The following is an 8,392-nucleotide window of genomic DNA, read 5'->3' on the forward strand; positions in this document are numbered from 1 at the left end:
CGTGAAAAATGGTACAATGCCAACACTTTATATTCGACTTGACTCGATGCAATCCTGCAAGAAACGACATGTAATGACAATTTCTTATCGGTATTTCTGTTCGCTTTCGAACTGCACTTTTCGCTGGCACGGATCACAGATAAACGTGGCACTGCCAGCTTTGGCGGCTTGTAACTGCTCGATGGACGATGCTTCTGCCTGATGAGTCGTGCCACAAAGCGAACAGCGGAGCGTATACTCTTGATTCATCTGACGACACCCCTTTGAATGGATTCAGATGATGGTAGTATGCTGCTTCCTCACCTTTGAAATGCCTGTACGGTGTACTAGTTCAGTTTCTTGACCGGCTTGTCGATCAGGCCAGACTTGTCGCTCGACCATTCATGCTGATCCATGATGTCGAGAATGCGGGCGATCACGTCTGCGATCGTATCACGACCGTACAATTCGTCCCCCAATTCCTTTTCCATCGCGTCAATCTGTTCGGTGACAAACTGCTCGTCGAGGTACAGCTCATCCACGACCTTTTTGATCACCATCGCGCGAACGGCAGCTTTATCCATCCGCTAAGCCCCCCTTCCACACTCATCCTTCACTATTATATCCATCAAGTTTCAACTAGACAAACGTTCCGACATTGTCTTAATTTTCTCATCATTTCCGCCTCTTCTTGTCGATGCGAGGCGCACGATCAGATCGAACCGCTTGCCTTCCGAAATGCGTCGCGATCCGTTCGAAACGGCCTTTCCACGACCGCGAATCCTCCTGCCGCGAGCTTGCGCATCTGTTATTGTTCACTCGGCTCGATCACCTTCTCCATGTGCAAAGTCTCGATCCGCTCCCCTGCGCGCTCGACTAGCTCTTCGTAAAAGATGCGATAGCCTTGCCCTCGATACAATTCAATATTTCGCGGCAGCTCCGCACGAACTTTGCACCAGAGCCGTCGCTGTCCCTGCTCCTCCGCAAAGCGTTCCAGCCATGCGAGCATCCGCTTGGCAATTCCTCGACCTTGCCACTCGCGGGCAACGGCGACTCGGGAGAAATACAAGCCGTCTTGTTGCACTGAAAATCGAACACAGCCAACCCTTTCCCCCTGTGATGCTGCACAAAGCACCACCTGCATGTTCTGCTGGTCGAGCGCCGCTCGCACCTCTGCTGCCGTCTCTTGAAGAGCTGAGGAGGGCATCGGCAAACTTTTGTATGTGCTGAAAGCATCTTGCGTCAGCGCGTGGATCAACTCTGCATCTTCCAGTCGTCCAAACTGTATCGTGTACTCACTCATCGGTCGTCTCCTCCAATTGTGCGTTGAAAATCGAGCATGCTTAGGCAGCTATATACAAAAAATATTGCCAGTTCGTATACAATGATAGAGAGGTTGTTATCGGTACGTCAGAGAGGGGAAACCAAACATGAATGTGACAGACGCAATTCTCACCCGCCGCAACATCAAGCGGTTCAAACCGGACCCGATTGCGATCGAGCGAGTGGTCGCTTGGCTGGAACTCGCGTCGTTCGCGCCGAATCACCGGCTGGCTGAGCCGTGGGAAATTCTTTTCATCGGACCGCAGACGCGGGAAAAATTGCAGCACAAGACCGATTTTGGCGGCGCTCCACTGCTTCTCGCCGTGGTGGCAACGCCTGCGAAGACGGCGATCGACCGCGACGAGCACGTGGAAGCGGTCGCTTGCTTCATCCAAAACCTGATGCTCGCAGCGCACGCAGAAGGAGTCGGTACCGGTTGGTCTTCGATCGGAGCCTCCCCGCGGGTTCAGGAACTGTTTGGGCTGCTCCCCGGATACGAGGTGATCGGTGTCCTGCCGATCGGCTATCCGGCAGAGGTGCCAGAGCCGAAGCCGCGAACTTCGATCGAACAAAAGATCACCCACCTGCCCTAACCGCTGCTGGATCGACGGTTGCGGACATTTACTAAATCCCCACAAACGAGCAGACACCCGAGCCGAATGACGGTCAGGTGTCTGTTCGCTTACTTTTTGATCTCGTTGATCGCACCATAGGTGAGGTCGGGCGCATCGGTCAGCTCGTACCATCTGCTTTGAAACTCAAAGCGGTCTTCATAGACGCTGATGCTCGCCTTCTCAGCGCTCACATCGAGGATGAAAGAAACGATCGGCACCGTGTTCTTCACCAGGCGACCTTCCTCGGGTGTCAGCTCTTTGCCCTGCTTTAACACAGCGACGAGGCTGTTCGCTTTCGCTTTCGCCTCCTCGCCCTCAAACTTCCACGTTTTCGGCAGGTCCGACCCCGCTTTTGTCGTCATGACCAACTTGGAAGTCTGCAACAGGTCTTCAAATTGCAACTTCGATTCGCTTTTTTCTTGATGTGCAGGCTTTTGCGGTTCGGCAGTCTGCGGGGCACATCCGCTCAACATCAGCCCGCAGACGATTCCCGCTGTGATCCATCTTCTCATCGAGGCTTCCTCCGTTTCACCATCACGCTCCACTCTCAGCAGGCGCTTTGGCATCCGGCTTTGGCTGCCTGTCTTTGACAGCAAATTTCAGCCAGAGCGCATTACACAACATTGTACATGTTGCGATGATAAAGAGCGAGCCAAACCCGTATTTCCCCCCGATAAATCCGCCGACGTTCGGCCCGCAGAGATTCCCCAGAAACATGGCGGACGTGTTGTAGCCAAACATCCGTCCCTGCACCTCAAGCGGCACCCGCGAGCGAATCAGCGAATTCACCTGCGGAAGCAGACCGCCGATGCACATGCCAAGTCCGAATCGGCAGATCATCAGCTGCCACGGCGCGGTGACGAACGCTTGGGGCAGATACATCAGACCTGCGCCACACATCGCCAAGAGCAATACTTTTTTGTAGCCGACCCGATCGCCCAAGCGACCGAGACGTGGGGAGAAGATGATGTTGGCGATCCCCGTGCAGGCGGTGATCATGCCGGCGATCAGCGCGACGCTCTCCGACCCTGGCACCAGCTGTGACACGTAGAGCGACATCATCGGATCGACCATCATCGACGAGAAGGTGATCAAAAAGGACACGACGAGCATCGGCCAGATCAGCTTGAGATGACCGACCATCTCAAAGCGCCTGCGCTCGCTCTTCGCTCCCTTGCTGGCAGGAGCAGGCTTTTGAAAGTTCTCTTTTACAAACACTGTCACGATGACAGTCGCGATGACCAGCATGCCCGCTGTGAACCAAAACACGCTGCGGAAACCTAAGAAGTTTGCCAGCACCCCACCGATCAGCGGCCCGATGATCTGCCCGGAAACAGCGCCTGTCTGCAAGGTTCCGAGCGCGTAGCCGACATGCTCCTTCGGCGTGTTGGTCGCCATCAGCGCGACAGCCGCCGGGATAAACCCTGAGATGACACCCATCGCCAGCCGCAGGTAGAACAGATGATCGACCGACGTGACGAATCCCATCAGCGCCATGACGATCGCCATGCCTACCGCACTTCGTATCAACATCACCCTTCGCCCTGTTCGGTCAGAAAGCGCTCCCCAGATCGGCGCGAAGATCGCCGAGGTCATAAACGTACCGGAGAAAACGAGCCCGGCCCACCGCGTCAGCTCCTGCGGATCGGTGACTCCGAGATCCTCGATGTACAGCGGCAAAAACGGCATGACCAAGCTCATTCCTGCCATCACTGTAAAGTTGGCAAACCATAGCACCACAAGGTTGCGCTTCCAAAGTTGCATGGACTTTCCTTCTTTCTATGTTGTACAATCACTTCAAGGTACACACGTGTATTCAGGAGGGATGATTCTCATGTCACATGAGGCGTTTCAAGTTCGAGTGTACGGTCTTGTCGGTCGCGAACTTGACTTGGAATATTCTGACTTTACCAGTGGAAAGCTAGGTCCACACCTTGATGTTAATCCTATTGTATCAACCTTCTCAGGAATTGCGACTCCTGTTTCTTCGCTTCTCGAAATAATACAGCCGTTGGCGGAAAGCACACACGCCATCTTTCACGCTAGCGACGATTTTCAAGCAATCCTTCCGATCGAGCAGCTCGAAAACGCGCTGTTGCTCTTTTCTCAAGAGGACAAGCCATTAAAAAAGGGATTTCCGGTGCGACTTTTGGTGCCGGACGGCCACAGCGACTGTCTAAATGTCAAATCGGTGGTCAGCATCAACTTCATCCGCTCCGAACCGCATCAAAAAGCGGAGTTTGGATTTGCGAACACCGTCTCCCCCGACGATCTTGCGCGCAACTGATCGTGTGCACATATCCTGTTTAGAGGAAACGGGGCAGATCGAATGATAAAACCCCCGCAGAGATGGGGGTTTTATGGTACCCTAAAACATATCGTACAAGACCGATCTCAGATTAGGAGGGACGCACATGTCCAAGAGTACGCTCTGCTGTGGTCTGTCGATGATCGCCATCATGAGAAGCGTCTACTCCGACGGTGGAGTATTGATTCACGACGTGCCCTTGCTCTGCTGCCCTACCTGTCATCGCAGCCACCTCGCTCCGGAGCTTGAGCTCGACTTTATCATGTTGGCTCATCATGCCGAAACGGATGGTGTGAAAGTCGCCTCGCTGCAAGAGGCGATCGGAAGTGAAAAGATCGAGCAGGTGCTTCACACCTATCCCGAAGATGAGCGACATCGCAGCGGTCGCCGCGTTCTGCCTGAACAGATCGACTCGTTGCTCGACATGATCAACCTTGCCAAATCGCTCGACGACCAAAAGTGGCAGGCAGAATTGGTCGAGCAGCTCAAGCGTTTTACCGCGTGGTCGCACGCGCGCCAGCCCTAGTGGTCGAGCACAGTAAACTCACCGCAGATCTGACCGTCCTGATAGGTTTTCAAAAGGTGTTTATAAGTGATCATGTCGGACGCTTTTAGAAACTCGTCAAATTCACCTTCCGACATTTTGCACTCCATCACCACGCTGTTTTTGGGAAAAAAGCGATCCAACGTTTTTTCATGCTGCATCTTGGCATATTGGTCATGATACAGCTTTACTTGAATCATCAAGATGTCCCCCTTCTGCTCCAAGATGCCTTTAGGATATGTAAAGTGGAAACATGCTAAACGCCCCCATCGTCTGATCACGAATGGGGGCGTTTAGATTGGTTTCTTACTGTCAACGGCGTCCATGACTCTCTCCTTGTTCGTCATTAGAAGTATCCTCGCATGACTCACAACGGTTCTTAGATCGGCGGATTTCGTCTCCCTCGAAGAAACCTCCGCACTCGAGGCACACGTACTCCAACCCTTTTCACCTCCTGTTTCTCAAATCCCTACTTCTCTTATTATAGACGATTCTGCAGAAAAGATCAGTAAAACGCGATGAGATTCATAATTTGTTTGGAATCATTTTTCCAACGCGTCTTTTGACCTTAGATTTATTCTATGCATTTCCAACCGAATATGAACCCAAAAACTCAAACTTTTCGCGAAGACGTCCCTGTTTTCGCTGGGGGAGGACTGTTCATGTATGCTCAATTGACCGGGATCGCCTTGTACGGGTTGCAGGGCGTGATCGTGCTGGTGGAGGTCGATCTTTCCAACGGGCTGCCCAGCTTCGATCTCGTCGGACTTCCCGACAGTTCGGTGCGCGAGGCAAAAGATCGCGTGCGTGCCGCCCTGCGCAACAGCGGGTTTGACTTCCCCATGCAGCGCATCACAGCCAATCTGGCTCCGGCGGCCTTGCGCAAGGAAGGCGCAGGCTTCGACCTGTGCTTGGCGCTCGGCATCTTGGCGGCTGCAGGAGTGCTTCCGACACCATTGCCGGAGGGGATGGCGGCAGTCGGTGAACTGGCGCTCGACGGTGCGCTCCGCCCGGTGAAAGGAATGTTATCGCTCGCTCTCGCCGCCAAGGAGCAGGGGTTGCACCTGTTGCTGACCGCTTCCGAAAATGCACAAGAAGCGGCGCTCGTCGAAGGTCTGACCGTCTATCCGGTCGGCTCGCTGCGCGAGGCGGTCGAGTTTCTCAGCGGCCGCTTGCAGATCGCTCCCGCTGTCGCACGCGCGACAGACGCCGCGAACGATCATGCGGAATTCCATGAGGATTTCTCCGAGATCAGAGGGCAACCGCATGTGAAGCGAGCGTTAGAAATCGCAGCTGCCGGTGGGCACAATGTGCTCTTGATCGGCCCGCCCGGCAGCGGGAAGACGATGCTTGCGCGCAGATTGCCAACCATCTTGCCACCGCTCACCCGAGCGGAGTCGTTGCAGGTGACGCAGGTGTACAGCGCTTCTGGACTGCTCGCATCAGCTGGGCAGTTGATGAGCAGACGTCCCTTTCGCTCCCCGCACCATACGATCTCAGTCGGTGGCATGATCGGCGGTGGCACGATTCCCAAGCCGGGAGAGGTGACGCTTGCACACGGCGGTGTCCTGTTTTTGGACGAGTTGCCAGAGTTTAAAAAGTCTGTGCTCGAAATGTTGCGCCAGCCTTTGGAGGATGCGAGAGTGACGATCGCGAGAACACAGGCGACCTACACCTTTCCCAGCCGCTTTTTGCTAGCGGCGGCGATGAACCCCTGCCCTTGTGGCTATTACGGATCAGACTACCGCCCCTGCACCTGCACGCCACTGCAGATCGCCCGCTATCGTAGCAAGATCTCCGGCCCGCTGCTCGACCGAATCGATCTTCATCTTGAAGTTCCGCGCATCCAATACCACGATCTGCTCAGCTCCTCCAGCGAAGAAACTTCCGAACAGATCGGGAGGCGCGTCTCCGCTGCTCGCTCGCTTCAACAGACTCGCTTGTTCGACCGCCCCGCTCCCTGGAACGCGGCGATGACCCCGCGGGAGATTCGCCTGCACTGCCCGCTCACCTCAGAAGCAGCATCCTTGTTGCAAGACACGTTTGAGCAGTTGGGGTTGTCCGCCCGTGCTCATGATCGGATCTTAAAAGTCGCTCGGACGATCGCCGACCTGGAAGGACGGGAACAGATCGACATTCCGCATCTTGCCGAAGCGGTTCAGTACCGCAGCTTGGATCGCAAATATTTTGGGGAGTGACGGAAGATGGGCGTAAGGATTATAATCATATAAAAATTGATTCGATTCACGAAAAAGGAGCGATGAACAGTGGGGGCAATCAGTGTACGCAACCAATCATGGTAAGTAAAGGTTGAGAGTCTTTTCTTCAGCTGCGGGTGACTTGATCTGTGAGGATCAGATATCGCCTGCTTCCTCACATCCGCATACAGGTCGGTCACACTTGCAGCGCCTTGACATGATTGGAGGACGCTGAAATGAACCTGTTTTCGTGGGATCGAAATTTGTGGATGCGGGTCGTGGCAGAAGGATTTGTACAGACCGTTTTTTGGATGTTCTTTCCGTTTGTCGCCATCTACTTTAGTGAAGTGTATAGCAAAGAGACGGCAGGGGTGTTGCTCGGACTTCCTACCATCGCTTCCATCTTTGCAACGTTGCTCGGGGGACATCTCGCCGATCGAGCAGGGCGGCGAAAAACGATGTACGCGGGAATCTTTGCGCAGTCGGCGATGTTCTTCCTGTTCTTGCTCACCGATCGCATCTGGTTGCAATGGATCGCCTTTGTGGGGATCTCTTGCTCCTACTCGCTGTACCTGCCAGCTGCGACGGCGATGATCGCCGATTTGACTTCTGAAAGAGAGCGGCGTCACGTTTTTGCCGGCGTGCAAACCGCCTTTAATATCGGGGTGGTCGCAGGTCCGTTGCTCGGATCGTTTCTTTTCGCTCAAAACCTTTCGTTGCTGCTGCTCATCTGTGGCGGTGTGCTTTTTCTTTACGGGTTGACCATCCTGTTGTTCTTTCGCGAGACAACTCCCGCTTCTACACGGAAAGAGTTGGCACTTGAAACGAGCAAAAATGGGGGGCCGAACATCTTGTCCGGTCTCAAACAGATGCTGTCAGATCGCCCCTTCACCCTTTATTTGCTCGCTTGTGTGCTGATCGCGATCGTATTCATGCAGACCACTTTGTATCTGGCCGTCTATCTAACCGAACTCATGCCCGCTGGTGCGAACGTGTATGGCTGGATGTTAGGTTGGAATGGCTTGCTCGTCATCCTGTTTTCGATGCGAGTTGCCAAGTGGTTTAAATCGATCAGTGATCGCAACGCACTGTTGCTGTCATGCCTGTTGCACGGCGTTGGTTTGTTTTCGATGGCATTCACTTCGAACCTCTGGCTGTTGCTTCTGTGCATGACCCTGTTTTGCTTGGGAGAGATGATTCGCCTGCCCATCCAACAAAGCCTGATCAGCAAATACGCGCCCGAAGAGAAGCGCGGTCTGTACATGGGTGGCTACACCTTGCATTTTTCAATAGCTCGGCTCGTTGCGCCGCTCACGATCATGCTGTCTGGCATGATCTCGCCACTCGGTGTGTTCAGCCTCTTGCTCTTCTGCGCACTGCTGAGCGCTTTTACTTTCTGGCGGCTCTTCCGTCATCTGCCCGCTTC

The 8,392-nt window shown here is 54.1% G+C and carries 11 protein-coding genes; 5 read left to right on the plus strand and 6 right to left on the minus strand.

All coding sequences use genetic code 11. The features are described 5' to 3' along the window. Nucleotides 1–84 precede the first annotated feature (84 nt). From ACFSOY_RS15490 to ACFSOY_RS15500, 3 genes are all read right to left on the minus strand, one after another. Nucleotides 85–249 carry a hypothetical protein gene (locus ACFSOY_RS15490; RefSeq protein ID WP_386048117.1) on the minus strand — a complete coding sequence of 55 codons (165 nt, stop codon included), beginning with the start codon at nt 247–249 and terminating at the stop codon, nt 85–87. 77 nt (nt 250–326) lie between these two features. Further along, nucleotides 327–563 carry a hypothetical protein gene (locus ACFSOY_RS15495; RefSeq protein ID WP_386048119.1) on the minus strand — a complete coding sequence of 79 codons (237 nt, stop codon included), beginning with the start codon at nt 561–563 and terminating at the stop codon, nt 327–329. A 224-nt stretch (nt 564–787) separates the two neighbouring features. Then, on the minus strand, nt 788–1,282 hold the full coding sequence (locus ACFSOY_RS15500; RefSeq protein WP_386048120.1) for a GNAT family N-acetyltransferase: 495 nt from the start codon (nt 1,280–1,282) through the stop codon (nt 788–790). A 127-nt stretch (nt 1,283–1,409) separates the two neighbouring features. Here ACFSOY_RS15500 and ACFSOY_RS15505 point away from each other — a divergent pair, with 127 nt between their 5' ends. Further along, nucleotides 1,410–1,895: a nitroreductase family protein gene (locus ACFSOY_RS15505; protein WP_386048122.1), complete on the plus strand. Its 486-nt coding sequence runs from the start codon at nt 1,410–1,412 to the stop codon at nt 1,893–1,895. An 89-nt stretch (nt 1,896–1,984) separates the two neighbouring features. Here ACFSOY_RS15505 and ACFSOY_RS15510 read toward each other — a convergent pair whose 3' ends face one another. Together ACFSOY_RS15510 and ACFSOY_RS15515 are read right to left on the minus strand one after the other, a co-directional pair. Further along, nucleotides 1,985–2,428, minus strand: a complete 444-nt coding sequence (locus ACFSOY_RS15510; protein WP_386048124.1) for a hypothetical protein — start codon at nt 2,426–2,428, stop codon at nt 1,985–1,987. Between the two features lie 22 nt (nt 2,429–2,450). Beyond that, nucleotides 2,451–3,680, minus strand: coding sequence for a multidrug efflux MFS transporter (locus ACFSOY_RS15515; protein ID WP_386048126.1), 1,230 nt, complete (start codon nt 3,678–3,680; stop codon nt 2,451–2,453). 70 nt (nt 3,681–3,750) lie between these two features. Between ACFSOY_RS15515 and ACFSOY_RS15520 the strand changes: the two genes are divergently transcribed. After that, complete coding sequence (locus tag ACFSOY_RS15520) at nt 3,751–4,203, plus strand: molybdopterin-dependent oxidoreductase (RefSeq protein WP_386048128.1); 453 nt, start codon at nt 3,751–3,753, stop codon at nt 4,201–4,203. A gap of 127 nt (nt 4,204–4,330) precedes the next feature. After that, the gene (locus ACFSOY_RS15525) at nt 4,331–4,750 is read left to right on the plus strand and encodes a hypothetical protein (RefSeq protein ID WP_386048129.1); all 420 of its coding nucleotides are present in this window, start codon (nt 4,331–4,333) and stop codon (nt 4,748–4,750) included. Here ACFSOY_RS15525 and ACFSOY_RS15530 read toward each other — a convergent pair. After that, complete coding sequence (locus ACFSOY_RS15530) at nt 4,747–4,968, minus strand: hypothetical protein (protein WP_386048131.1); 222 nt, start codon at nt 4,966–4,968, stop codon at nt 4,747–4,749. The genes ACFSOY_RS15525 and ACFSOY_RS15530 overlap by 4 nt on opposite strands. A 462-nt stretch (nt 4,969–5,430) precedes the next feature. Here ACFSOY_RS15530 and ACFSOY_RS15535 point away from each other — a divergent pair, with 462 nt between their 5' ends. Together ACFSOY_RS15535 and ACFSOY_RS15540 are read left to right on the plus strand one after the other, a co-directional pair. Continuing rightward, entirely contained in the window at nt 5,431–6,966 is a 1,536-nt protein-coding gene (locus ACFSOY_RS15535; protein WP_386048133.1) for a YifB family Mg chelatase-like AAA ATPase, read from the plus strand. 236 nt (nt 6,967–7,202) lie between these two features. Further along, the coding region (locus ACFSOY_RS15540) for an MDR family MFS transporter (protein WP_386048134.1) at nt 7,203–8,392 on the plus strand (1,190 nt) is incomplete at its 3' end.

Origin of the sequence: Tumebacillus lipolyticus (assembly GCF_042682745.1) — a bacterium.
GTDB lineage: Bacteria > Bacillota > Bacilli > Tumebacillales > Tumebacillaceae > Tumebacillus_A > Tumebacillus_A lipolyticus.

Excerpts from the sequence above, each read along its gene's own strand:
- ACFSOY_RS15525 (WP_386048129.1), top strand. The coding sequence starts at position 4,331 with ATGTCCAAGAGTACGCTCTGCTGTGGTCTGTCGATGATCGCCATCATG.
- ACFSOY_RS15495 (WP_386048119.1), bottom strand. The coding sequence starts at position 563 with ATGGATAAAGCTGCCGTTCGCGCGATGGTGATCAAAAAGGTCGTGGAT.
- ACFSOY_RS15520 (WP_386048128.1), top strand. The coding sequence starts at position 3,751 with ATGTCACATGAGGCGTTTCAAGTTCGAGTGTACGGTCTTGTCGGTCGC.
- ACFSOY_RS15490 (WP_386048117.1), bottom strand. The coding sequence starts at position 249 with ATGAATCAAGAGTATACGCTCCGCTGTTCGCTTTGTGGCACGACTCAT.
- ACFSOY_RS15500 (WP_386048120.1), bottom strand. The coding sequence starts at position 1,282 with ATGAGTGAGTACACGATACAGTTTGGACGACTGGAAGATGCAGAGTTG.
- ACFSOY_RS15530 (WP_386048131.1), bottom strand. The coding sequence starts at position 4,968 with ATGATTCAAGTAAAGCTGTATCATGACCAATATGCCAAGATGCAGCAT.
- ACFSOY_RS15535 (WP_386048133.1), top strand. The coding sequence starts at position 5,431 with ATGTATGCTCAATTGACCGGGATCGCCTTGTACGGGTTGCAGGGCGTG.
- ACFSOY_RS15515 (WP_386048126.1), bottom strand. The coding sequence starts at position 3,680 with ATGCAACTTTGGAAGCGCAACCTTGTGGTGCTATGGTTTGCCAACTTT.
- ACFSOY_RS15505 (WP_386048122.1), top strand. The coding sequence starts at position 1,410 with ATGAATGTGACAGACGCAATTCTCACCCGCCGCAACATCAAGCGGTTC.
- ACFSOY_RS15510 (WP_386048124.1), bottom strand. The coding sequence starts at position 2,428 with ATGAGAAGATGGATCACAGCGGGAATCGTCTGCGGGCTGATGTTGAGC.